This window comes from Winogradskyella sp. MIT101101 (assembly GCF_047126865.1).
Lineage (GTDB): Bacteria > Bacteroidota > Bacteroidia > Flavobacteriales > Flavobacteriaceae > Winogradskyella > Winogradskyella ouciana.
Genome location: NZ_CP138982.1, coordinates 2,205,180 through 2,229,465, shown reverse-complemented (window position 1 = coordinate 2,229,465; position 24,286 = coordinate 2,205,180). Strand labels below are relative to the sequence as shown.

Sequence of the window (24,286 nt, the reverse complement as noted above, 5' to 3'; positions counted from 1 at the left end):
GAAAATATAGTGTTAAAATGAAATCGTCATTACGAGAAATTTATTTTGAAGTAATCTCTTGATTTAAAAACTAAACTTCATGAGATTGCTTCGTCATTCTTCCCTGTCTGTCGACAGGCAGGCTCCCAATGACGAAATCAATGATATTTTGCTAGTCCTCAACAAATAAATAATTGAGATTCTTATTGTTAAAGGCTTCATTAAAAGCTTTTACCTCATCACTTAAAATCGTATTGAATGCGTTTAATTGCTTCTCAATCTTAGCCGTTAACTCATTTTTTACAGCAATATCTTGTTCTGTTGGCGGGAAATCTCCCATGCTCACCAATGAATTTAAATGCCCTAATTTGTTGGTTAATTTAATTGGGAAATTTAATGGATCTTGACCGCTTCGGTTTTTGGTTTGATAGAGTTCTTTTTCGATGTTTGACAATTCCTCTTCCAATTTTTTAGCCTTTTCTACCAATACTTTTACGTTGTCATCATTTTTATATTGTTTTTGAAATGCCGAAAGCTGCTCATTGATGTTTCTGATTTTCTTTATGGATTTGTGCGCATCATCCATCGTTTTATTTACATCCTTTATAAAATCGAACTGCTTTTGCATATCCGCCAACGTGCTTTCGGCTCTAGGGTCAGCCAGAATAGTAAAAGGTTTTGACATCTCTATTGCATTTGATGGGATTGAATCTTCAACACGTAAAGTCACTTTATATTCTCCTGGAATTGCTCTTGGTCCTTCCAAGCTTGCCCACCATAAAATCATACCTGGCAGTCGCTCTGCTCCATCGTACGTCATGTCCCAAACAAATTGATTGGCACCTCTTTCAACCTTGAGCATATTCTTTTTGTCTTTATTAGAATAGGTTTTTATAGTATCACCTTTAGTATCAAAATAAGTTAATGACACTTTATCATTTTCATCAAAATCTTTCAAGTTGAAATAGGTCATCACACCATTAGGATGGTTAGTGCCTGCGGTTTTACTCCCTTTTCTACTGCCTCCACGCATTCTATACGTGTCTTTTGGTTTGAACAATGTTGTTTTGCTCAAATCTGCATCATACAATTGATGAATAACTGATAAATCGTCAATCATCCAAAGGCTTCGACCCTGTGTGGCAACGATAAGGTTATTGTCTTTAATGGTTAAATCTGTAATTGGTACGATTGGTAAATTTAACTGAAACGGTTTCCAGTTCTTTCCATCGTTAAATGAAATATACATTCCTGTTTCTGTTCCAGCATACAACAACCCTTTACGTTTTGGATCTTCGCGAAGTGCTCTTGTAAAATGCTCTTCGTTAATGCCATCGGTGATTTTTTTCCAAGTTTTGCCGTAATCAGTTGTCTTATATAAATATGGTGCAAAGTCTCCCGTTTTATATTTTGTGCCTGCAACATAGCACGTCCCTTCGTCAAATGCGCTTGGCTCTATGCTGTTAATCATCATCCATTCTGGCATTCCCTTTGGCGTGACGTTGTCCCAAGTTTTTCCTCCATCTTGGGTAACGTGAATCAATCCATCATCACTACCAACCCAAAGCAAACCTTCTTTTAATGGCGATTCCTGAGCGGCAAAAATGGTACAGTAATATTCAACCGACGTATTATCTTGCGTGATTGGTCCACCTGATGATTTCAATTTTTCTGGGTCGTTTCGGGTTAAATCTGGACTAATGATTTCCCAAGATTGCCCTTCATTTTCGGTCACATGAACATGTTGCGAAAACGTATAAAGTCGATCTGGATTATGTTTTGAAAATATAATCGGGAAATTCCACTGAAAGCGATATTTCATCCCTTCAGCTCCATGACCCATTGGATTATCTGGCCACACGTTAATGGCTCTTACCGTTCCTGTTTCGTGGTTTACTCGTGTTAGGAATCCGTCGTAGCTTCCGCCATAAACAATATCATTATTTTCTGGATCAACCGCAATATGTGCACTCTCACCTCCTGCTGTACTTTCCCAATCGTCTTCGGTGATGGCTCTATCATCTGTTCTATGCGGAATTCTAATAGTCGAATTATCTTGCTGCGCCACATAAATACGATATGGAAAAGCATTATCCGTTGTCACACGATAAAATTGCGATGTTGGTTGATTGTGATACGTGCTCCACGTTTCGCCACCATCGTAAGTGACTTGCGCTCCACCATCATCTCCTATAATCATTCTATCTGGATTCTCTGGTGCAATCCATAAATCGTGATGATCACCATGAGGTGCATTGTGCGTACTAAATGTTTTTCCTCCGTCTGTACTTTTATGGTAGCGTACGTTTAAAACATACACTTTATCAACGTCTTCGGTATCTGCATAAACGCGCGTATAGTACCATGCACGTTGACGTAATTTACGTTCACTGTTCACTTGATTCCAAGTTTCGCCACCGTCGTCACTTCGATACAATCCTCCTTGATCTTTGTTTTCAATAATTGCCCAAACGCGTTGGTTATTTACAGGTGATACTGTGACTCCTATGATACCCAAAATACCTTCTGGAAATCCTTTTTTCGTTGAAATCTCCGTCCACGTTTCGCCACTATCTGTGCTTTTCCATAAGGCCGAACCTTCGCCTCCAGAACTTAAACTGTAAGGTGTACGTTGCACACGCCAAGTTGAAGCATATAAAATTCTTGGGTTGGTTGGGTCCATAATTAAGTCAACCACTCCTGCATGGTCGTTGGCGAAGAGTGTTTTCTTCCAAGTTTTTCCACCATCAACACTTTTGTAGACTCCGCGTTCTTGGGTTGGTTTATAGATATTACCTAAAACTCCAGCATACACTATATTATGATTTTGCGGATGGACAGCAATTCGTGGTACATGGCGGGAATTTTTCAATCCAGATTCCGTCCAGGTTTTTCCTGCATCGACACTTTTCCAAATACCGTAACCAGACGACACGTTTCCACGAACGGTTTTTTCTCCTCCGCCAACATAAATCACATTCGGGTCACTTTTAGAAACTGTGATTGCTCCAATACTTCCACCAAAAAAACCATCTGAAATATTCTCCCATTCGCGACCTCCATTAGTAGTTTTCCAAATACCTCCACCAGTGGCTCCAAAATAGAACAAGTTGGGTTTATTGGGAACGCCTGTTACGGCTGCACTTCTTCCGCCTCTAAAAGGGCCAAGCAAACGATACTCTAAAGCACCGTAATCGGCTTCTTCAAAATTTTGGGATTGAACGTTTAGACTTAAAAATGACAGCAGAACGACTGCTAGGATGGTTGAAAATCGCATAATTATTTGAATCGTTAGTTTTGAATTCTAAAATTACGGATTTAAAATTATTCCGTCGTCTTTGGTTTCAAATTTAACTTCACTTCACGATGTAAAAAATAAGCTGTAACTATTGTTGCCATCACATCAGCAATTGGGAATGACATCCAAACACCCATTTCGCCATAAAAGTTTGGCAGAATTAATATTAGTGGAATAAAGAAAAACCCTTGTCGTGTCAATGTTAATAGTAATGCAGGAATGGCTTTCCCAACAGCTTGAAAATACGCGGCACCAATCAACTGTACCGCAATAATTGGTGTGGCGGCAAACACCCAACGCATTGCTGGTGGTGTCTCTTTCAATACTTGTGCGTCTTGTGTAAACACGCTTGTAATAGTTTCTGGAAACACCATTAAAAAAATGAACACAATACCAGCCAGCAAAGCGGCATATTTAATCGCAGTATAAATGGTTTGCTTAACTCTGTCGTATTTATAAGCTCCGTAATTGAAGCCTGCAATCGGTAAAAATCCTTGTGTAATACCGTAAACGGGAAAGAGTGCAAACATCAACATTCGACCAACAATGGCATAAGCCGTAACTGAGGTTTCTCCTCCTAAATCGAATAAAATATTATTCATTAATAAATAAGTGAAGCTCACGATAGCTTGTCTAGATAATGTTACAAATCCGAGCGAACCAATTTCTTTTACGATGGGTAAGTCCAACCCAAAATGTTTTACATTGATTTTTAATTCTGAATTTTTCGACAGGAAAAACCAAAGAATAAATATGAAACACATAATGTACGAGCCTGTTGTTGCCCACGCAGCGCCTGTCATTCCCCAATCAAAAACATTAATAAAAAGGTAGTCTAAAATCAAATTTCCAACGGATGGAAACATCATCGCGTACATGGCAAATTTTGGCTTGCCTTCGGCTCGGATTACCGTATTCCCCATCATACAAAGTGCCAAGACCGGAACACCGTACAACACAATTCTGTAATAAATTTTTGCAGGCTCAAAGATGTCGCCCTTTCCTCCAAAAGCTGGAATGAGGTCGTTGATATAAATCAACCCGAAAATCACAAAAAGAATCGTTATAAAAATGGTTAGGGTAATCTGATTGCCAAACGTCTTGAGTGCCTTTTTTTCATTGTCAGCTCCCAAAGCTCTTGAAATTATAGACGAGCCACCAACACCAATAGACATACCCAAAGCCGCAATAAAAAACGACACAGGAAGCACCACATTGATTGCTGCAATGGCTGTTGGCCCAATCCAATTTCCGACGAAAATTGTATCGATTAGAATGTTGAGTGACATGACCAAAATCCCAATAGATGCTGGTACAGCCTGTTGAATCAGAAGTTTACCGATCGATTTGTTGCCTAGTTCCTGTGAGGATGCTTTTGCCATTAGGCTGGTACAGTTTTATCTGAACTTGCCCATTCTTCAATCATATTTGTAAGCACTTGTGCGAAATCGTCACGGTCATTTAGACAAGGAATTACTGTGAATTCTTCTCCTCCTACTTCATGGAAAATTTCTTCTCCTTCCATGGCTATTTCTTCCAAAGTTTCAAGACAATCGCTTACAAATGCTGGTGTGACGATGGCCATTTTTTTAGTGCCTGCTTTGCCCATCCTTTCAATAGTTCGATCTGTGTAGGGTTTTAACCATGGGTCAAAACCTAACCTGGATTGGAATGTTGTGGAATATGTTCCGTTTTTTAATCCTAATTTTTTAGCAACGTTTACCGTTGTAATTTCACATTGATGACGATAACAGAATTCGTGTTGTTTGCTGCCCATTTTAAAGCAGCATTTACCGTTCATTTTGCAGTTGCCATTAGTGATGTCACTTTTTCGGATGTGGCGTTCAGGAACTCCATGATAACTAAAAAGTATGTGCTCATAATCCAAGCCCTCAAGCATTTCACCAATACTTTTTGAAAGCACATTGATGTAATCTTCACGCTTATAAAAGGCTGGTGTTCTTGTAATTGTAACTTGCGGAAAATGTTCAGCAACCAATTCATCCACTTTTACGTCAATGGTTTCTGTTGTTGCCATGGCAAATTGTGGATAGAGCGGAATAGTTTTTATTTCCGTACAGCCTTTATCCACCAATTCTTGAATCCCTTTTTTCAGCGTCATGCTTCCATAACGCATGGCTAGAGCTACAGGATAATCAACTTTACCCTGTACTTTTTCTTGTAGCCTTTCGGACAAAACAATTAGTGGAGAACCTTCGTCCCACCAAATTTTTTGATAGGCTTCTGCCGAAGCTTTTGGTCGTGTATTTAATATTATACCTTTAACTAAAAGCGTTCGTGCCCAAAGTGGCACGTCAATAACGCGTTCGTCCATTAAGAATTCGCCAAGGTATTTTTTAACGTCCTTTGGTTTTGGACTGTCTGGCGAACCAAGATTAACAAGAAGAATTCCTTTTGACATAAATTTTCTTTTTCAATTGCAAAAATACAACTCTAATTGCAATAGAACTGATTATCTCCAATAGGAATTAGTTATTGAGCTATCATCAAATATTTTCGTGATTTATTTGTTCTATTTAAAAGCTAGAACATCTATAATATGAGTTTTTAAACGAGTTTTATGGACGAACTATGGCTATTTCAATGATTTAAATATCTTTACGAGTTCTGATTATAATTTTAAAAATGAAAAAAATTCTTACAGCCCTAATATTTGTAGTTTCAATAACATGCTTTGCCCAACAGAAATACCAGAGCTTACTTTGGGAAATCACTGGTAATGATTTGGAAAAACCATCGTACCTATATGGAACGATGCACGTGAGTAAAAAAGTGGCCTTTCGCTTGGATGATGTGTTCTATAAAGCCTTAAATGAAAGCGAATGTATTGCTTTAGAGTCTGACCCAATTACTTGGCCAGGTTTTAACTACGACATGATGATAAATGAGATTGCGTTTTACAATAATTACCAAAACGAGTTCTACACCAATCTTTTTAAACTAACCCATCCTGAGGAAATGGCCATTAGAGCTTCAGTAAGAATGGATAATGGTGCCGTAAATGCTTATTTGTACAGAAAGAGTAATGCATCTGATAATTTTGAGGAGGAAACCTATTTAGATATGTTTATCTATCAAGCCGGAAAGAAAAATGGAAAGGAAATTTATGGCTTAGAAGATTTAGCAGAATCTCGCTATTTAACTACAAAAGCAGCGTATAACGCTAACAAGAAAGATTTAGATCCTTGGATTCAAAAACTATATGCCAAGGAGAATCCATATTTGATTCAAGAAAATTTATATCGCGATAGAAATCTCGATTTATTGGATTCTATTGGTGCCGGAGTCAATACAAAATTCTATAGAGAGAATATGCTGTTTATTAGAAATGAGAACATGGTAAACTCTTTAGTAGAGTTGATGCCATCCAAATCCGTTTTTGCAGGTGTTGGTGCGGCTCACTTACCTGGTGATAAAGGTATGATTAATATGTTACGCCAAAGAGGATACAAAGTAAAAGCCTTAACCTCTGAGCAAACCGATTTCAGCAAGGCAGAAAAAACAAAACTCGATAGTCTCTTTGTGGCTCCTAAGCTGAAAATGCACAAAACACCTGATGGGTTTTTAGGACTTAATACTTATGACAAGCTAAGAGAGTTTTCTTATGCTGGACAAAAATATTATTTAGATCCTGATATGACCAATGGTGCTTATTTAACCGTTACAAGGATTAGCCGTTTTATGTATTTGCCTAATGAGAAAGACAATATCACGCTTAAGGACATAGACGATTTATTGTACGAGGATATTCCTGGAGACATCATTAAAAAAGAAGAATTGGCTGAACCATATCCTGGTTTAAGTATTGTAAATAAAACCAAAAAGGGAGAGTTTCAAAAGTATCATATCTATCAAACACCCTTAGAAATAATCATTGTAAAGTTTGCTGGGCGTAGTGATTTTGTATTACATCATGAAGCTAAAATTTTTAACTCCATCACTATCAAAAAGCCTTCAAGCTTAAGTAAGGTTTTTGTGTCGCCAAACAAAAAATTCAGTGTTGATTTCCCAGAATATTACATCACAAGTAATATGAGCAATAGCGGAAAGAAGTTATTAGAAGGCTATAAAGATGATGCCTACTATTTTCTTGAAGAAGTAGCATTACACGATTTAGACTATATTGAAGAAGATAGTTTTGAGGCTAAATATTTTCACCATGCACTGTATAAAAACTACAAGCTTAAAGAAGCTGAAGGTGGTTTTAAGAAAGGTATATATAAAACCTATGAATCTCGCGCAGTTTTAGATTCTACTTCTGGTAAAAACTTGCACTTAAAAACTGTGGTTAAAGATGGCAGTTACTATCTATTAGGTTATGTTGGCACAAATGAAACTGAAAAAACCGCCTTTTTTAAATCTTTTAAGTTCAACAAAACGAATTATACAGGTTTTGAGAAAGTCATAGACACTTCATTACATTTCTCAGTAAACACAAATGCAAAAGCACCAATACCTAATCCTTATGGGTATGGCAGTTACAACAATAATGATGAAAAAGATTACGAAGAGAAAACAAAATCGACGACATATTCTACAAAGGCCAATGAACAAATTTTAATATCGAGACAGAAGTTTCATGATTTGCAGATGTTTCATAATGTTGATAGCCTTTGGAAAGACCTTGAGCGAAACATAAACTTCAGCACTCGATTTTATAAGCCAGAAAAAAGATTTAACATCGCTAATCGGTCTAAATCTAAATTAGAAGATGTTCATTATTACAATTTCACCTATACCGATTCAGCAAGTGCAAAGCAGGTTATGGTTAAGAATATTTTAAAGGAAGGTGTGCTTTTTCAGCTTAAAACTTTAATCGATTCCATAAGCGGACCTTCAAAGTTTGTAACCGAATTTTACGATTCCTTTACACCAATAGATACATTAATGGGCAAGGATGTTCTTAAAGACAAGACCAAGCAGTTTTTTGAAGCCTTAAGAGCAAACGATAGTATTGTCTTAGAGTCTTACAACCTTGTAAAATTCAAAAAACATAATAGTAAAGACATCGTCTCTGTTTTAAAGGACTTTGAGTTCGAAAAAGAACGCATGGATATTAAATCGCACTTGGTAGGAAAACTTGTGGAGATTGACTTAAAAAACAATTTAGATTTCATTAAGCAATTGTATTACGATAGCTACTCAGATCCGCAAATACAGTCGTCTATTTTAGAAGGTTTATTCGATTCCAATAAAAAGGAAAATTACGATCTGGCCATGGATTTAATGGAGCGCGATCTACCTTTAGGTGGTATTGGCGGAATTTTCTATAACTACTATGGCAAAGACTCATTACAATTAAAAGCCTCGTTGTATCCTAAAATACTTCAGTACAGCACTATAAGTGAATACAAACAACCCCTTTATGATTTGTTGGCACGTGTTAAAGACAGTGGGTATATAAAGACTAAAACTTATAATAAATATAAGAATCAACTTATTAATGATGGTAAAATTGAGGTAAAACGTAGTTTGAGTAACAGCGGTTATGGCTACGGTTCTTATTCTGATGATCTTTCAACTTACATCAATCTTATTTTTCCGTATAGAAAAGAGCGCACTGCCCAAGATTTCTTTGAGAAGATGCTCAATGTTGATGAAAAATTAGCACTGGTAAAGTACTATGTATTGTTATCAAAAAACAAAGAAAACATACCAGATCAGCTTAAGGAAAAATTAATTGAAGACGAGGAAAATCTATATCTACTTCTAGAAAAGCTTGATGAGGCCAAACTGCACAAAAAGATAAAGTCTCTTAATATTAGCCAACAACAATTTGCTAAATCCAAATTACTGGCACATTCTAATTACGAAAAAGAGAAGGACTCCATTAATTTTCTTTTAAAACGCGATTTTGTTACAGACAAAGGCAAAAATGCAGTAATGTATTTCTTTAAGATAGATAAGGATGACGAGTATTCTGGTAAGTCTGAAGTACTACACTACATTTCTTTTATAAAACCTAAAGACCCTAAACAATTGGTGGTAGATTACTATAGTATTTCTCAAAATTATGGTACTACCGTTGATGAAACCAAGGAATTAGAAGAACAATACGAAGAGATTATCAACCTAGCCATTTATAAAGACCGAAAACGAGTGACTCCGAGTTCTCGTGGTAGTTATAATGGGTATTATGATTATTAACTAGTAGCCTGTATATACTTCTTGGGTGTAGTCCCAAACTTCTTTTTAAATGCCGCAATAAAATGGCTTGCTGTACTGTAGCCCACTTTTAACGCGACTTCGTTAACATTGTAATCATCAGACTCTAAAAGTTTGCGAGCCACTTCCATTTTATAGTCAAACAGAAAGCCATAAACCGTATCGCCATAAATTTGCTTAAAGCCTTCTTTGAGTTTTTTAAGGCTTAGTCCTATGGTTTCTGAAAGCTCTTGTAGCGTTGGAGGCTCAGCCATATTGGCGATGATGATATCTTTTGCTTTTTTAAGTTTGGCTACATTTTCCTCATCCACCAAAAATGGACATTGCTCAATATCAGCTTCTTCATTACGATTAAAGTATAGGCTCAACAACTCATAAACCTTACCTTTAAAATAAAGTGGCTTTATGGAATCGTGCAGGCCGAAACTTATCAATTGGTTTAGCACCACAGCCATTGATGGTGAAATTTTACCATCCGTGTAGTATTTTTTATCCTTGTTGTCGTCGGTTAAAAACGTAATGTAGTTGGCATCCTTAGAAAACAAACCGTGGAATTTTTTAATCGAAATCACAAAAGACACCAACCAAGACTGTGGTTGCAATTCTAAATGAATGGGTAAATCGCGTTGCGGATTATAAAGCAATAAAGACATGTCTTCAGTAATGTTTAGCGTGTAATTACCATTGTTAAAAACAAAGTCTGCCTTGCCTTTTGTACAAAAATGAAACTGAAGGTAGCTGCTATCAATTTCTCTTTCAAGAATTTGAACCGCATTGTCGTCATTCTTATATGTTAAGACAAAAAAGCCATCTTCTATAAACGTTTCATCAAAAGTACCTCTAGCGATACTTTTTGAAGTCGATTTTTCTAAATTCATTTTATTGTTATTTAGATTCGTTCTAAACAAAGAGTCCAAAAACCCCTAATTTTACTGTAAAAGTATGATAAAAATCATGTTTTAGTAAAAAACAAACCAAAAAAACCAGAAACGATACTTTAAGTTCTTCTAGCGTTATTTTTTCTTCATTAAGCAAATTATTTTTGTCCAGCTTAATACACAAAGCGTTTATTGCCCTAATGCAACAACAAAAAAGCACATATTTTTATGCCGTTGGCCTTAGCTATAAAAAAGCTGATGCTGAAGTTCGTGGTCATTTCAGTCTTAGTGATACGGCTAAGCAAAATTTATTGAACCAAGCCAAGCATAACGGTATTGAAAGTATTTTAGTGACTTCCACTTGCAACAGAACTGAACTTTACGGTTTTGCAGAACACCCTTATCAGCTCATTCAGTTAATTTGTGACAACACCAAAGGAACGGTTGAAGAGTTTCAAGAAGTGGCTTATGTTCACAAAAATAAGGATGCGATAAATCACATGTTCCGAGTAGGCTCTGGATTGGATTCGCAAATTTTGGGCGATTTTGAAATTATTAGTCAGCTTAAATTCAGTGCGCGTGCTTCAAAAAAGGAAGGGCTTCTCAACTCGTATATGGAGCGTTTGGTCAATTCTGTAATTCAAGCCAGTAAGCGCATTAAGAACGAAACGGAACTATCTTCTGGAGCAACATCAGTATCCTTCGCCTCTGTTCAATACATCATGAACAACGTTGAAGCCATTTCAGATAAGAACATCTTGCTTTTCGGAACTGGTAAAATTGGAAGAAACACCTGTGAAAACTTAGTGAAGCACACCAAAAATTCACATATTACGCTTATCAATAGAACCAAAACAAAAGCTGAAGAAGTTGCCGGAAAATTCAACCTCATCGTTAAAGATTATCAAAACCTTGAAGCCGAAATCAATGCATCAGATATTGTGATTGTTGCTACAGGTGCTGAAAACCCTACGGTTTACAAATCGTTAATTTCTACTCAAAACCCTTTATTGGTATTGGATTTATCTATTCCGAAAAACGTAAATGAGGATATTCGCGAATTATCAAATGTGACCTTGGTTCATTTAGATGATTTGGCAAAAATCACTGATGACACCCTAGAAAAGCGAAAAGCGTACATCCCAAATGCTGAAGCGATTATTACTGAGATCACAAACGAATTTAATGCTTGGTTAGATACCTTAAAATTTGTACCTACCATTCAAGCCATCAAACATAAATTAACGGATTTTAAAAATTCCGAACTTAATACCCAACGTAAAAAACTCAGCGACTTCAATGAAGACCAAGCCGAATTGATTACGTCAAATATCATTCAGAAAATTACCAACCAATTCGCGCATCATTTACGTGAAGATGGTAACACTTCAGACGAAAGCATTGAGCTTATCAAGAAAATTTTTCAGTTAGAAAACACTAGTAATGTCTAAAATTATTCGCATTGGCACACGCGACAGCCAACTCGCTATGTGGCAAGCAAAAACTGTACAAGCACAGTTAGAAAACCTTGGCCATAAAACTGTATTGGTACCTGTAAAATCTACAGGCGATTTGGTTTTAGATAAGCCGCTTTACGAACTTGGTATTACGGGAATTTTCACAAAAACCCTAGATATTGCTATGCTTAATGGCGATATCGATATTGCCGTACATTCGTTAAAAGACGTGCCTACCGTTTTGCCAAAAGGCATAGTACAGGCGGCAGTCTTAAAGCGTGGCAATATTAACGACACTCTGGTTTTTAAAAAGAACGAAGAGTTTCTATCTACAAAAGATGCTGTTATTGCCACAGGAAGTTTACGTCGTAGAGCGCAATGGCTCAATCAATATCCTACACACAAAGTCGTTGGATTACGTGGTAATGTCAATTCCAGATTAGAGAAGTTAGAGGATAATGAAGATTGGGATGCTGCTATTTTTGCAGCAGCAGGATTGGGACGATTAAATATTAGACCAGAAAATTCAATTAATCTACATTGGATGATTCCTGCACCAGCACAAGGAGCCGTTATGGTTGCTGCTTTAGAGGATGATGAAGAGACACTAGCAGCATGTGCGGAAATCAATCATGAGGAAACCGAAATTTGCACATCTATTGAACGCGAATTTTTAAACAGACTCGAAGGAGGCTGTACTGCGCCAATCGGAGCTTTAGCGTTTATTAAAAACGAGGAAATCAACTTTAAAAGTGTTTTGCTCAGCAAAGATGGTTCGAGGAAAATTGAATTTTCTAAAGTTGTGCCGCTAGACCAAAAAGATGATTTGGCAAAGTTTGCCGCTGATTACGTGATTGAAAAAGGTGGAAAAAAACTGATTGACCAAGTTAAGCGCAGCGAAAAAGAGATAAATATCTATTCCACTAAAAAGTTGACGGATGACCAGGTGTTGTTGTTTCACAATGACGTCATTGCCGACAGTAACGATGCAATAAAAATCAGTTTGAACCGTATTCCTAAAACCGTTGTTCGAAACGAAATTGAGAATGTCATCATTACCAGCAAAAATGCTGTTGAAGCATTATTGCACAATTTTTCAGCTCCCGAATTGCAATTCAAAAACATCTATTGTGTCGGTCGAAGAACCAAGCGCATGATTGAAAGGCGTATTGGTAAAGTAAAGCACACGGAAGCCAACGCTAAAAAATTAGCTGAGCATTTAGTGGAATTTATGGAGGGTACTGAAGTCACATTTTTCTGCAGTGATTTGAGATTGGATGATTTACCAAACATCCTAATTGAAAATAATATCACAGTCAACGAAGTTGAGGCTTATCAAACCAAATTTGATGCAGATAAAGTTGAAGCAGAGTTAGATGGTGTGATGTTTTATAGCCCTTCTACAGTTGAAAGTTTCTTGAAGCAAAATGAGGCTAATGGAATCGCTTTCTGCATTGGAGAAACGACGGCTAAAGAAGCTAAAAAGTATTTTGAAGACGTACGTGTGGCAAAAGTGCCGACTGTTGAGAGTGTTATTGAGTTGGTGAATGAATATTATGTTTAAAAGCCCATCCTAGCCTTCCCAGAGGGAAGGAAATGGAAGCGCAAAAACATGACCTTGCAGATCTGAGATGTAATAACTTAAAGTTTAATTAAAAAGATTCCCGTTTTCAAGGGAAGTGAGCATGATAAAAAACGATTTATTCCTAAGAGCATTAAAAGGTGAAACCGTTGAGCGTCCACCAGTTTGGATGATGCGCCAAGCAGGACGGTATTTGCCAGAGTTTATGGAAATCAAGAAAAAGTACGATTTCTTTACGCGTTGCCAAACACCGGAGTTAGCAAGTGAAATTACAGTTCAGCCAATTCGTCGTTATGGCATGGATGCTGCTATATTGTTTTCAGATATCTTGGTGATTCCACAAGCGATGAATATTGAGGTACAGATGAAACCCAATTTTGGGCCGTATTTGCCAAATCCTGTGCGTTCTCAAAAAGATGTGGATAATGTTATCGTTCCGGATGTAAAAGAAGAACTGAATTATGTTTACGAAGCCATAAAAGCGACCAAAGAGAAACTGAATGACGAGATTCCGTTAATCGGTTTTGCAGGTTCACCTTGGACGATTCTTTGTTATTGCGTACAAGGACAAGGCTCTAAAAACTTTGATAAAGCCAAGGAATTCTGTTTTACAAACCCTATTGCAGCACATCAATTATTACAGAAAATCACAGATACAACAATTGCTTATCTTAAAGAAAAAGTAAAAGCAGGTTGTAATGCCGTACAAGTGTTTGATTCTTGGGGAGGCATGTTATCACCAGTAGATTACCAAGAGTTTTCGTGGCAATATATTCAGCAGATTATTGATGCGTTAAAAGATGACACTCCAGTAATTGCTTTTGGAAAAGGCTGTTGGTTCGCTTTAAATGAAATGTCTAAATCTGGAGCATCAGCTTTAGGTGTTGACTGGACCTGTTCTGCAAGAAATGCACGTTATTTAACTGGAGGCAACATCACGCTACAAGGTAATTTTGACCCAACGCGATTATTTTCACCTCCTTCAGAAATTAAAAAAATGGTGACCCAAATGATAAATGAGTTTGGAAAAGATAAATACATTGTAAATTTAGGTCATGGTATTTTACCAAATATTCCGTTGGAAAATGCAAAGGCATTTATTGATACAGTGAAGGAATATAAAAGCCCGTCCTAGCCTTCTAAGGAACGCTTACTCAAACACAAAGAGGTGGAAAGTTTTTTTTGTAATTTGTAACTTTAAAAGTTGAATTAATTACTATATAAATTCCTTTTCTTCTGGGAAGGATTAGGAAAAGGCTTATGTTTAGAAACATACTTAAAGGCATACAAGCATACTCGGGTGCGCTGGCACTGATTTCAAAATTAAAACTTTGGAAGTATTTTGCCATACCTATTGCCATCAGTATTATTACAGCTACTATAATTGGTTTTTCTGCTTATGGACTTTCAGATAATATTGGAAGGTTCGTAGCTAGAATCTGGATTTGGGATTGGGGAAAGGAAACCTTTACCGCGATCTCTACCTTTATAGGAGCCATAGTGATTATCGCCATTGGTTTGATTCTTTACAAACACATCATCATGGCATTATCCGCGCCGTTTATGAGCCCGGTTTCAGAAAAAATTGAAGCGCATTTAACAGGTGTAGAATCACATCAGCATCGCAATACAACCTTTAAAGAGCAATTATGGCGAGGTATAAGAATCAACGTTAGAAACTTAGGTAAGGAACTGTTGATTACGATTCCTATTTTAATATTGAAGTTTATACCAGTGGTCAATATTTTTTCAACGGTTTTGCTGTTTTTAGTTCAAGCCTATTATGCTGGTTTTGGTAATATGGACTACACTTTGGAACGCCATTTTAAGTATCGCGAAAGCATTCGTTTTGTAAGGCAACATAGAGGTGTTGCGATTGGCAATGGTATTATTTTTATTCTATTTTTATTGATTCCTGTTATTGGTGTGATTTTAGTTTTACCGATGAGCGTAACAGCTGCATCATTAAAAACAGTGAACCTCCTTAAAGAACAGGGTGTGCTTTTAGAATCAGAAGAACTTGTGACATGATCGCTCAGTTCAATGGCTTTGAAATAAACCCGGTCCATTCTGGAGATGCTTGGAAAATCTGTGATTTTTGTGTCGTTAATGCCTATCGATTGAAACGCTTTTTCCCGAAGACCTTGGAGCAAAATTTAAGTCCGACCTTGTCACAGATATTTGTAGATAAGAAGATAAAACAATTTCAGAACCGAGATGAATTTCTGTTTACTTTAAAAGATTCTGAAACAAGAGAACTTGCAGCCCTTATCTATTTAAAAGAACTCGATTGGCAAAAGAAACAAGGTGAATTTGCGTATGCCACAGATTATAATTTTGAAGGTCAAGGATTGGCAACTAAGTCTATTCAGATTTTGTCTGAATACGCTTTTAATAGTTTAGAGTTGGAATCGCTTCAAATTATAGCACACAAAGAAAATTTATCAAGTATTAAAGTGGCTACAAATAATGGTTTTAAATGGCAGAAAACATTATTAAATGAATTTTCTCCTCCTAATGAACAGGTTTTAGATATGGAGCTGTATGAACTTTCCTATCAAAATGCACTTTAGTGACATCTAATTAAAAGCTCATAATATGCTTTTCCAAATTTTCATCAGAAGATAGGTTTAATTTTTTTCGAAGTCGATACCTAGCTTTCTTTACTCCTTCAGTTGATATATTTAACAAAGAGGCTATTGTACTGGTATCAAATTTCATTTTCAAGAGTGCAATTAATCTGATATCGTTCTTTGTTAAATCATCATAAAGTTCTGTAATCCTGTTAAAAAAATCTGGATTCATTTCCATGAATTGCGTTGTAAATTGCTCCCAGTTATCATCAATTTGCTTGTCAAAACGCAACTTATTTAGAAGATGGTTTACCTCGTTAATATTAGAGTCTTTTTTTAAATTATTCAGATCCTCTTTAAGTTCATTTAGCATTTCGTTTTTCTGAGCAATATGAAGTGCTTTTGAGGCTAATTCACGTTTTTGATGTTCAATCTTTTGGTTGAGATTGTCATTTTCAAGTTCCTTTACTTTTGTGATAGCCTTTTGTTTGGTTGCTCTTAATCTAAACTTATTGATGAGCGCATAAGCGATGGTACCCAATAGCAATAAAGTAATGAGTAAGGCTATATTTCGGTTGTTTGCAGCCCTATTTTTGGTTGTTAGGAGATCATTTTCCTGTTGTTGAATCTTAATCTGGTTTTCGCGCTTTTCAGCTTCATAAAATTTTTCAAGTGCCGCAACTTCTTTTAATTTTTCTTCGCCTAAAAGGCTATCTTTCAATTTTATGTAATCTAAAAAGGCATCATGGCTTTGGTTGTTTCTTCCAACGTCATGGCTAGCTTTTGCTAGAGTCAACAGACTATTCAATCTTTCATAATTATTACCAATGGATTTTGATACAGAGTCTGATTTTAATGCGTAGAAATACGCAAGATCAGGCGTTTTTTTCCCTTTGTAAGCCAAAACCAAAAAATTATACAGATTGATGTTTAGACTTCTATCACCTATATTTTTATTGACCTCCAACCCTTTTTTTAGGTTTTTAATAGCTTCATCATATTTCTGTTGTTGAATATTTAAATTACCATAATGTTGATACACATAAGCATTGGCAAGCTGATGCCTGTTTTCAACAATTTTATGTGCAATAGGCAAATATTTTATGACGCTGTCTGTTTCCATAATGTCCAAATAAGATGAACACATATCGATTAATGCCACTGCGTAATTTAAATCCCTTCCTGCCCCTTTATAAATTAGTGCAGCCTTTTTTGTCACTGCTATTGATTTTTCATCTTCTTGTAAGTTAGAATAGACAATTGCCAAATCGAGGTTGACCATGGCCATTCCTAAAGAATCATTAATCTTTGCATAGTTCTTTTCAGAATCGATAAGGTTGCTTAAGGCATTTTTATAATTGGCGGCGTTTATATATGCGGCACCCAAAAAAGACTTTGCATGTGCAATGTGTTTTAATTCTCCACATTCTTTAGCGAGTTCTAACCCATGTTTTGCAAGGTCTAACAAATTTTTACCATCTTGAAAAAGAGCAAATCGCGTTAAGTTAAACAGACTAACAACTTGTTTACAGACATCACCAGAAGCCTCAATTCTATTATACCCTTTTTGATGTGTTTGTCTAGAAATGTTGTCCCAATGACCCATATCTTGTCGGAGGTTGGCGAATTTGTGGTAGAATTCACCAGCTATGGTATCATTTTCTATCTTTTCAATAGATGTAATAGCCCTTTCAATTCTAACTAAATTAGATTCAGTATTCTTTAAATTAGATTTTATGTCTTTATAAATACTATCTAAATCAGCTTGGTCATAAAACTCACTTTGAGCTAGGATAGAAAAAGAAAAAAAGCTGAAAATTAAAGCACAACAGGTTTTTACAACTTGCACTCTCATATTTAATTGACAGATAATTAATTTATTAATAAAAGTAAGACTTTTTCAAGGATTAAAAAATGAAGTTGTCATTTATAAATTTCTAGTTTATAAAATCCCCTTGAGATAGTTCTATTGTTGTATTTTTGCCTTGTATAATCAAGTCTCTAAAATAGGGTTAGCAAACCTACGGAATGAAAGACAAATTCTTCAACTACATACACGAACTACAAGACACCATTACTTCTAAACTTGAAGCTATTGACGGTAAAGCCAAATTCCAAGAAGATATCTGGGAACGTCCAGAAGGCGGCGGAGGAAGAACTCGAGTCATAGAGAACGGTAACGTTTTTGAAAAAGGAGGTGTCAATATTTCTGGCGTTCATGGAAAATTACCAGAATCTATGCAAAAGTATTTTGGAGTTAAAGATGCCGATTTTTTTGCCTGCGGACTAAGTTTGGTATTACATCCCAAAAACCCAATGGTGCCAACAGTGCATGCGAATTGGCGCTATTTTGAGATGTACGATCAGGAAGGCAACATAGTAGACCAATGGTTCGGAGGCGGACAAGATCTAACACCCTATTATTTGTTTGAAGAAGATGCCAAACATTTCCATCAAACCTGTAAAACGGCTTGTGATAAGCACAACTCAGAATTCTACCTAAAATACAAAGCAAGATGCGATGAGTACTTTTACAATGCACATCGAAATGAAGGTCGCGGAATAGGTGGTTTATTTTTTGATTATTGCAAAGCTACAGAAGATATGAGCATGCAAAACTTGTACGACTTCGTTACTGAAGTTGGCAATAGTTTCCTCGATGCTTATATTCCAATAGTTGAAAAACGAAAAGATTTACCATACACTAAAGCGCAACGCGATTGGCAAGAAATACGTCGTGGACGCTATGTGGAATTCAATCTAGTGCATGATAAAGGCACCTTATTCGGATTGAAAACAAACGGAAGAATTGAAAGTATTTTGATGAGTTTGCCGCCACATGTGCAATGGGTTTATGACCATCAACCTAAAAAAGGAAGTGAAGAAGAAAAATTAATAGAAGTTTTACAGCATCCAAAAGAATGGGTTTAACATAAAATTGAATGTCAGGTTGAGCGCAGTCGAAACCTAATTCAATAACTAAAAACATTGACTATGTTTCCTATAAGAAGAAACCGAAGATTACGAACAAACGAAGCCATTAGAAGTTTAGTAAGAGAAACTTACATCACTCCAAATGATTTTTTAGTACCATTATTTATAGTCGAGGGCAAAGGTGTTAAAGAAGAAATCGCCTCAATGCCTAATTACTATCGCTTCAGTTTGGATTTACTAAAAGATGAAGTAAAAACACTATGGAATCTCGGTTTAAAATCCGTTTTGCTTTTTGTAAAAGTTGAAGATAACTCAAAAGATAACAAAGGTACAGAGGCTTTAAACCAAAACGGATTAATGCAGCGTGCCATAAAAACCGTAAAAGACGTTTGCCCAGATATGTTGGTAATGACAGATGTGGCTTTAGATCCATTTTCATCTTACGGACATGATGGCATTCTTGAAAATGGCAAAATAATAAACGACGCTACGGTTGAAGTATTAGCCGAAATGAGTATATCCCATGCTGAGGCTGGTGCCGATTTTGTAGCGCCAAGCGACATGATGGACGGAAGAATTATTGGAATTAGAGAAGGCTTAGACCAATCTAACTTTTTAGATGTTGGTATTATGAGTTACTCTGCCAAATATGCTTCTGCATTTTATGGGCCCTTTAGAGATGCATTGGATTCTGCACCTGTGGACATGGTAGATGTACCAAAGGATAAAAAAACGTATCAAATGGACTTTGCTAATAGAGATGAAGCCATCAGAGAAACCGAAATGGATATTAACGAAGGAGCAGATATCGTTATGGTTAAGCCTGGTTTATGCTATCTAGATATTGTACGTGATATTAAAAACACATTTAATGTGCCTTTGGCTGTTTATCAAGTGTCCGGTGAGTATGCCATGCTTAAAGCTGCTGCGGAAAAAGGCTGGTTAGACCATGATGCGGTAATGCTTGAGCAAGTGACGTCTATTAAACGTGCTGGTGCTGATATTATAGCTTCCTACTTTGCTAAGGATGTTGTAAAATTGATTTCGTAACTTCGCACTAACTAAACTTCAATATATTAATGGGCTTACTCATTTTTTACGCCATAATTTCCATTTTCTTTTCTTTTTTATGTTCCATTTTAGAGGCTGTACTTTTGAGCATAACACCAACATTCATCAACGTTAAAAAGAAAGAGGGTAAAACTTATGCTAATAATCTGGAAGAATTAAAAAAAGATGTCGATCGCCCTTTAATTGCCATTCTTACGCTTAACACAGTTGCTCATACAGTTGGTGCTATTCTTGTTGGTGTACAAGCAAAGGTGGCTTATGCCGATCTCTATGGCAACACAAAACGCACTGTTTTAGGCATCGAATTTACCGAGGATATTATGGTTGGAGTCGTTTCAACAATAATGACAATATTAATTTTAGTTGCTTCGGAAATCATTCCAAAAACGATTGGTGCAACATATTGGAAACGCCTGGCAAATTTCACGTCTAAAGCACTCAATATTCTAATTTTTCCTCTAAAATGGACAGGTATACTTTGGATATTACAACTCACTACTAAACTTATTGGAGGAAAGGGTCATGGTAGTGTATTGAGCCGAGAAGGATTTGTCGCTATGGCGGATATCGCACACGAAGAAGGTGTTTTTGAGGAAAGTGAAAGTAAAGTCATTAAAAATCTACTCAACTTTAAAGAAGTACAAGCCAAAGATATTATGACTCCTCGCACAGTAATGAAATCTGAAGATGAAACCATGTCTGTCCGCGATTTTTTTGACGCCAATTCCAATATACGTTTTTCACGTATTCCTGTTTACACCAAAAATCCAGATAACATAACTGGTCTAGTATTAAAGGATGAGGTGTTTAAGGAAATGGGATTGGGCAATGGTGATAAGCTACTCTCTGATATTAAAAGAAGTATCATTGTTGTCAATAGAAGTTTGCCAATTCCGACGCTGTTCAATCAACTTGTGGAAAGTCGAAACCATATGGCCTTGGTGGTTGATGAATACGGTTCCGTCAGCGGTATTGTTACCATGGAAGACGTAATTGAGACCTTGTTAGGGTTGGAGATTATGGATGAAAGTGATAATGTATCTGATCTACAAAAGTTAGCCAGAAAAAGTTGGGAATATAGAGCAAAGCGTTTGGGCTTAATAGAAAACGACAATCCAGAAAACTAATGCCAACTTGCTATATTGAAACACCACTTGGGCATGCTAAAATCGTTGGAGATGATGATGGTATCTCATCCGTTTCAATATTAGACTCAAAAGAAGAACTCGTTGAAGTTATTCCCGAAGCACTTTTGGACTGTGTAACACAGCTTAAAGCTTATTTTAATAACGAGCTTCAACATTTCGACTTAAAACTAAATCCTGAAGGTACAGATTTTCAGAAAAAAGTCTGGAACCAACTCAAAACCATTCCTTACGGTAAAACCATCTCTTATTTAGAGTTGTCTAAACAAATGGGCGACGTAAAAGCTATTCGTGCTGTTGCTGGTGCCAATGGAAAAAATCCACTTTGGATTATTGTGCCTTGTCATCGTGTTATTGGAAGTGATGGAAGTTTAACAGGTTATGCAGGTGGATTGCATAGAAAACAGTGGTTGCTCAATCACGAAAACGAATACAAACAACAAACACTTTTTTAAATTCACTTTTTACTATATTTAGTTCTTAAATCTTCTTTATGAAATTCCTTAAAAAACTATTAAAGGTTTTAGTCATCTTTTTCGGATTGCTAATTGCCATACTTTACATCACAGATACCGATTACCTCATCAAAGCGGTAAGAACGATTTACATGAAAGGCCATACCACCGCTTTTTTAGAAGATTATAAAGAATTTGACAACCAAGCCATAGAGGCAAGTGATAATCCACAACCTTGGCCAAACCATAAAGATTATAACTCAGTTGAACCCACTAAAGAATTAGCCAAGGCCAATAAAGATTGGGGAACGGTTGCATTTCTGATTATAAAAAATGATAGCATTTGGTTTGAAGATTACTACGATGGTTTTAATGAAGACTCAAAATCGAATTCGTTTTCAATGGCAAAAAGTTATGTATCTGGTTTAATGTTTAAAGCGATTCAAGATGGTTATATTAAAAGTTTAGACCAACCTGTTTGTGATTTTTTACCTGCGTTTTGCGAAGGCAATGCAGTAAAAATGACGGTTGGCGATTTAAGTAGTATGGCATCTGGCACCAATTGGGACGAAGCGTATTATTCACCATTATCCATTACTACACGTGCTTATTTTGATGATGATTTAGCCAAAGTAATGAACGGTCTAAAAATGGAAACCGAACCAGGACAGGCTTTTAAATACGCTAGTGGAGATACACAGATGTTAGCTATGGTTATTGAAAAAGCCACAGGCAAAAAGCTCTACGATTATTTTGAAGAAAGCTTTTGGAAACCTTTAGGTTCAGAAAATTCAACCTTATGGCAAGTGGATAGCGAGGACCATGATTTGGTAAAAGCCTATTGTTGTATTGCCAGTAACGCCAAAGATTTTGCACGTTATGGTAAACTATTTAAAAACCATGGTAAATGGAAAGGGAAGCAAATTTTGGATTCCAGTTATGTTGCTTTGTCCGTGAAACCTAGATTTGATGAAAGCCCAGAATATGGCTATGGTTGGTGGCTACACCGTCAAATGGGCAAGGATTTCTTTATGATGCGTGGTCATTTGGGTCAGTACGTTATTGTTCAACCAGAAGATAATGTTATCATAGTACGTTTAGGGCATCAAAAATCGCCAAACCTGGCGAGTGATGGTATTTATACTTATGATATAAGTTTGTATATCGACGAGGCTTATGAGATGATGAATAAAATTTCTAAATAGACTTTTGTATGCTAGGAATTTTAGTCTTGTTAGCTACGTCGTGGCTATTACTTTACCTTGTTGAAAAGAAATCCATTTTAGCACTCGGTTTCCTTCCTGTTTTAAATAGGCTTCAACAATTCATTACTGGTTTTCTTATTACTGCTGTACTCTGCGTAATTGTTCAATATCTAGAAAGCCTTTTGAAAACCTCACATTTTGTTTTAAGTGAAAATTTTTCAATACAACTTCTCTTTGAAGCTTTTTGGTGGGACATAAAATCTGTTATAACGGAAGAATTAATTTTTCGCGGTGCTTTGCTATACATTTTAATTAAAAAATTAGGCTCAAAAATTTCAATCTCAATTTCTGCTGTGGCTTTTGGTATTTATCATTGGTTTACATTTGGAGTGTTAGGTAACCCATTGGCAATGCTAATGGTGTTTTTAGGAACTGGCCTTATGGGATATGCATGGGCTTTGGCTTTTTACAAAACTAAATCTATAATGCTTGCTTTCGGCTTGCACCTTGGATGGAATTTTACTTATAACACTGTATTTTCAAAAGGTCCATTAGGAGATATAATATATATTTCTCAGGGAGGAAATGAACTTACGGGCTGGCTTTCATTTTTAAATTTTTCTATGGGAATGTTAGTAGTGCCGATCATTGTTTTAATTTATGTTAGCTATTTTAAAAAAAACACTAACCCTATCTGAACCCGTATCTAATTGTTCTTGAATTTGTTATATTTGAATTAAGATGAAAAATTCTTACAGCGAACATTGTGCCTTTATTAACGTATTATGATTAGCAAACTCAACTTAGAAAACATACTGTTCTTAGATATAGAAACGGTTCCTGAAACGGAAAATTTCTCGGATTTAGACCAAACCAAACAAGAACTTTGGGACGCCAAATCAAAATATCAGCGAAAAGAAGATTTCTCTGCTGAGGAGTTCTATGATAGAGCTGGCATTTGGGCTGAATTTGGGAAAATCATTTGCATTTCGGTTGGTTATTTTAATATTGAGGGTGATATAAGAACATTCCGAGTGACCTCTTTCTATGGTGACGAAATAAAGATTCTTAAAGACTTTAAAAACCTCATCATTTCACACTTTAGCAAAAACAAGCATTTACTTTGTGCGCACAATGGTAAGGAATTCGATTTTCCTTATATCGCAAGACGAATGATAATTCATAATATAGAATTGCCATACAAACTCAACCTCTTCGGTAAAAAACCTTGGGAAGTTCCTCATCTCGATACTTTAGAATTATGGAAATTTGGCGACTATAAAACTTATACTTCTCTAAAGTTGCTTACCAATGTTTTGGGCATTCCATCACCCAAAGACGATATAGATGGGAGCGAAGTCTATCGTGTCTATTATAAAGACAATGATATTGACCGGATTATTAATTATTGCGAAAAAGACACCATAGCTGTTGCTCAAATTTTCTTACGCCTTCGTGGTGATGAACTGCTTCATGACAACGAAATAAAACACATATAAAAAAACCCAGAAGCTTAACGCTTC

General features: G+C 36.2%; 18 protein-coding genes. 13 read left to right on the top strand and 5 right to left on the bottom strand.

Features of this window, described 5'->3' with window-relative positions:
* Positions 1-151: 151 nt before the first annotated feature.
* From SIB89_RS09990 to hemH, 3 genes are read right to left on the bottom strand one after another with little or no spacing between them, the layout of a single operon-like run.
* Positions 152-3,256, bottom strand: coding sequence for a WD40/YVTN/BNR-like repeat-containing protein (locus SIB89_RS09990; protein WP_412559676.1), 3,105 nt, complete (start codon positions 3,254-3,256; stop codon positions 152-154).
* A 47-nt stretch (positions 3,257-3,303) separates the two neighbouring features.
* Positions 3,304-4,659, bottom strand: a complete 1,356-nt coding sequence (locus tag SIB89_RS09985) for an MATE family efflux transporter (protein WP_412559675.1) — start codon at positions 4,657-4,659, stop codon at positions 3,304-3,306.
* Positions 4,659-5,699 carry a ferrochelatase gene (gene hemH, locus SIB89_RS09980; protein WP_412559674.1) on the bottom strand — a complete coding sequence of 347 codons (1,041 nt, stop codon included), beginning with the start codon at positions 5,697-5,699 and terminating at the stop codon, positions 4,659-4,661. The genes SIB89_RS09985 and hemH overlap by 1 nt, the downstream gene beginning before the upstream one ends.
* 224 nt (positions 5,700-5,923) lie before the next feature.
* On the opposite strand from hemH, the gene SIB89_RS09975 reads away from it, so the two are divergent.
* Complete coding sequence (locus SIB89_RS09975; RefSeq protein ID WP_412559673.1) at positions 5,924-9,445, top strand: TraB/GumN family protein; 3,522 nt, start codon at positions 5,924-5,926, stop codon at positions 9,443-9,445.
* Here the strand turns inward: SIB89_RS09975 and SIB89_RS09970 are convergent.
* The gene (locus tag SIB89_RS09970) at positions 9,442-10,341 is read right to left on the bottom strand and encodes a helix-turn-helix domain-containing protein (protein WP_412559672.1); all 900 of its coding nucleotides are present in this window, start codon (positions 10,339-10,341) and stop codon (positions 9,442-9,444) included. The two genes, SIB89_RS09975 and SIB89_RS09970, sit on opposite strands and share 4 nt — an antisense overlap.
* A 200-nt stretch (positions 10,342-10,541) precedes the next feature.
* Between SIB89_RS09970 and hemA the strand changes: the two genes are divergently transcribed.
* The 5 genes from hemA to SIB89_RS09945 all read left to right on the top strand — a co-directional run bounded on the left by hemA (position 10,542) and on the right by SIB89_RS09945 (position 15,953).
* Positions 10,542-11,792, top strand: a complete 1,251-nt coding sequence (gene hemA, locus SIB89_RS09965; protein WP_412559671.1) for a glutamyl-tRNA reductase — start codon at positions 10,542-10,544, stop codon at positions 11,790-11,792.
* Positions 11,785-13,362 (top strand): hydroxymethylbilane synthase, encoded by a 1,578-nt coding sequence (gene hemC, locus SIB89_RS09960; protein WP_412559670.1) that lies wholly within the window; start codon positions 11,785-11,787, stop codon positions 13,360-13,362. Before hemA ends, hemC begins: the two co-directional genes overlap by 8 nt.
* Before the next feature lie 121 nt (positions 13,363-13,483).
* On the top strand, positions 13,484-14,515 hold the full coding sequence (hemE, locus tag SIB89_RS09955; protein WP_412559669.1) for a uroporphyrinogen decarboxylase: 1,032 nt from the start codon (positions 13,484-13,486) through the stop codon (positions 14,513-14,515).
* Between the two features lie 125 nt (positions 14,516-14,640).
* Positions 14,641-15,411 (top strand): EI24 domain-containing protein, encoded by a 771-nt coding sequence (locus tag SIB89_RS09950; protein ID WP_412559668.1) that lies wholly within the window; start codon positions 14,641-14,643, stop codon positions 15,409-15,411.
* The gene (locus tag SIB89_RS09945) at positions 15,408-15,953 is read left to right on the top strand and encodes a GNAT family N-acetyltransferase (RefSeq protein ID WP_412559667.1); all 546 of its coding nucleotides are present in this window, start codon (positions 15,408-15,410) and stop codon (positions 15,951-15,953) included. Before SIB89_RS09950 ends, SIB89_RS09945 begins: the two co-directional genes overlap by 4 nt.
* Positions 15,954-15,963: 10 nt before the next feature.
* Here the strand turns inward: SIB89_RS09945 and SIB89_RS09940 are convergent, their stop codons facing one another.
* Positions 15,964-17,808, bottom strand: a complete 1,845-nt coding sequence (locus tag SIB89_RS09940; RefSeq protein WP_412559666.1) for a hypothetical protein — start codon at positions 17,806-17,808, stop codon at positions 15,964-15,966.
* Positions 17,809-17,981: 173 nt separating this feature from the next.
* Between SIB89_RS09940 and hemF the strand changes: the two genes are divergently transcribed.
* From hemF to SIB89_RS09905, 7 genes are all read left to right on the top strand, one after another.
* Positions 17,982-18,884 carry an oxygen-dependent coproporphyrinogen oxidase gene (gene hemF, locus SIB89_RS09935; RefSeq protein WP_412559665.1) on the top strand — a complete coding sequence of 301 codons (903 nt, stop codon included), beginning with the start codon at positions 17,982-17,984 and terminating at the stop codon, positions 18,882-18,884.
* 63 nt (positions 18,885-18,947) lie between these two features.
* Positions 18,948-19,937, top strand: a complete 990-nt coding sequence (gene hemB / locus SIB89_RS09930) for a porphobilinogen synthase (protein WP_412559664.1) — start codon at positions 18,948-18,950, stop codon at positions 19,935-19,937.
* Between the two features lie 29 nt (positions 19,938-19,966).
* Entirely contained in the window at positions 19,967-21,085 is a 1,119-nt protein-coding gene (locus SIB89_RS09925; RefSeq protein ID WP_412559663.1) for a CNNM domain-containing protein, read from the top strand.
* Complete coding sequence (locus SIB89_RS09920; RefSeq protein ID WP_412559662.1) at positions 21,085-21,558, top strand: methylated-DNA--[protein]-cysteine S-methyltransferase; 474 nt, start codon at positions 21,085-21,087, stop codon at positions 21,556-21,558. Before SIB89_RS09925 ends, SIB89_RS09920 begins: the two co-directional genes overlap by 1 nt.
* Before the next feature lie 38 nt (positions 21,559-21,596).
* Positions 21,597-22,763 carry a serine hydrolase domain-containing protein gene (locus tag SIB89_RS09915; RefSeq protein ID WP_412559661.1) on the top strand — a complete coding sequence of 389 codons (1,167 nt, stop codon included), beginning with the start codon at positions 21,597-21,599 and terminating at the stop codon, positions 22,761-22,763.
* Between the two features lie 8 nt (positions 22,764-22,771).
* Positions 22,772-23,461 carry a CPBP family intramembrane glutamic endopeptidase gene (locus SIB89_RS09910; protein WP_412559660.1) on the top strand — a complete coding sequence of 230 codons (690 nt, stop codon included), beginning with the start codon at positions 22,772-22,774 and terminating at the stop codon, positions 23,459-23,461.
* Positions 23,462-23,548: 87 nt separating this feature from the next.
* Complete coding sequence (locus SIB89_RS09905; RefSeq protein ID WP_412559659.1) at positions 23,549-24,262, top strand: 3'-5' exonuclease; 714 nt, start codon at positions 23,549-23,551, stop codon at positions 24,260-24,262.
* Positions 24,263-24,286: the final 24 nt, after the last annotated feature.

Excerpts from the sequence above, each read along its gene's own strand:
- hemB (WP_412559664.1), top strand. The coding sequence starts at position 18,948 with ATGTTTCCTATAAGAAGAAACCGAAGATTACGAACAAACGAAGCCATT.
- SIB89_RS09990 (WP_412559676.1), bottom strand. The coding sequence starts at position 3,256 with ATGCGATTTTCAACCATCCTAGCAGTCGTTCTGCTGTCATTTTTAAGT.
- SIB89_RS09950 (WP_412559668.1), top strand. The coding sequence starts at position 14,641 with ATGTTTAGAAACATACTTAAAGGCATACAAGCATACTCGGGTGCGCTG.
- hemH (WP_412559674.1), bottom strand. The coding sequence starts at position 5,699 with ATGTCAAAAGGAATTCTTCTTGTTAATCTTGGTTCGCCAGACAGTCCA.
- hemC (WP_412559670.1), top strand. The coding sequence starts at position 11,785 with ATGTCTAAAATTATTCGCATTGGCACACGCGACAGCCAACTCGCTATG.
- SIB89_RS09975 (WP_412559673.1), top strand. The coding sequence starts at position 5,924 with ATGAAAAAAATTCTTACAGCCCTAATATTTGTAGTTTCAATAACATGC.
- hemE (WP_412559669.1), top strand. The coding sequence starts at position 13,484 with ATGATAAAAAACGATTTATTCCTAAGAGCATTAAAAGGTGAAACCGTT.
- SIB89_RS09925 (WP_412559663.1), top strand. The coding sequence starts at position 19,967 with ATGGGCTTACTCATTTTTTACGCCATAATTTCCATTTTCTTTTCTTTT.
- SIB89_RS09915 (WP_412559661.1), top strand. The coding sequence starts at position 21,597 with ATGAAATTCCTTAAAAAACTATTAAAGGTTTTAGTCATCTTTTTCGGA.
- hemF (WP_412559665.1), top strand. The coding sequence starts at position 17,982 with ATGAAAGACAAATTCTTCAACTACATACACGAACTACAAGACACCATT.
- SIB89_RS09945 (WP_412559667.1), top strand. The coding sequence starts at position 15,408 with ATGATCGCTCAGTTCAATGGCTTTGAAATAAACCCGGTCCATTCTGGA.
- SIB89_RS09970 (WP_412559672.1), bottom strand. The coding sequence starts at position 10,341 with ATGAATTTAGAAAAATCGACTTCAAAAAGTATCGCTAGAGGTACTTTT.
- SIB89_RS09920 (WP_412559662.1), top strand. The coding sequence starts at position 21,085 with ATGCCAACTTGCTATATTGAAACACCACTTGGGCATGCTAAAATCGTT.
- SIB89_RS09985 (WP_412559675.1), bottom strand. The coding sequence starts at position 4,659 with ATGGCAAAAGCATCCTCACAGGAACTAGGCAACAAATCGATCGGTAAA.
- hemA (WP_412559671.1), top strand. The coding sequence starts at position 10,542 with ATGCAACAACAAAAAAGCACATATTTTTATGCCGTTGGCCTTAGCTAT.
- SIB89_RS09905 (WP_412559659.1), top strand. The coding sequence starts at position 23,549 with ATGATTAGCAAACTCAACTTAGAAAACATACTGTTCTTAGATATAGAA.
- SIB89_RS09940 (WP_412559666.1), bottom strand. The coding sequence starts at position 17,808 with ATGAGAGTGCAAGTTGTAAAAACCTGTTGTGCTTTAATTTTCAGCTTT.
- SIB89_RS09910 (WP_412559660.1), top strand. The coding sequence starts at position 22,772 with ATGCTAGGAATTTTAGTCTTGTTAGCTACGTCGTGGCTATTACTTTAC.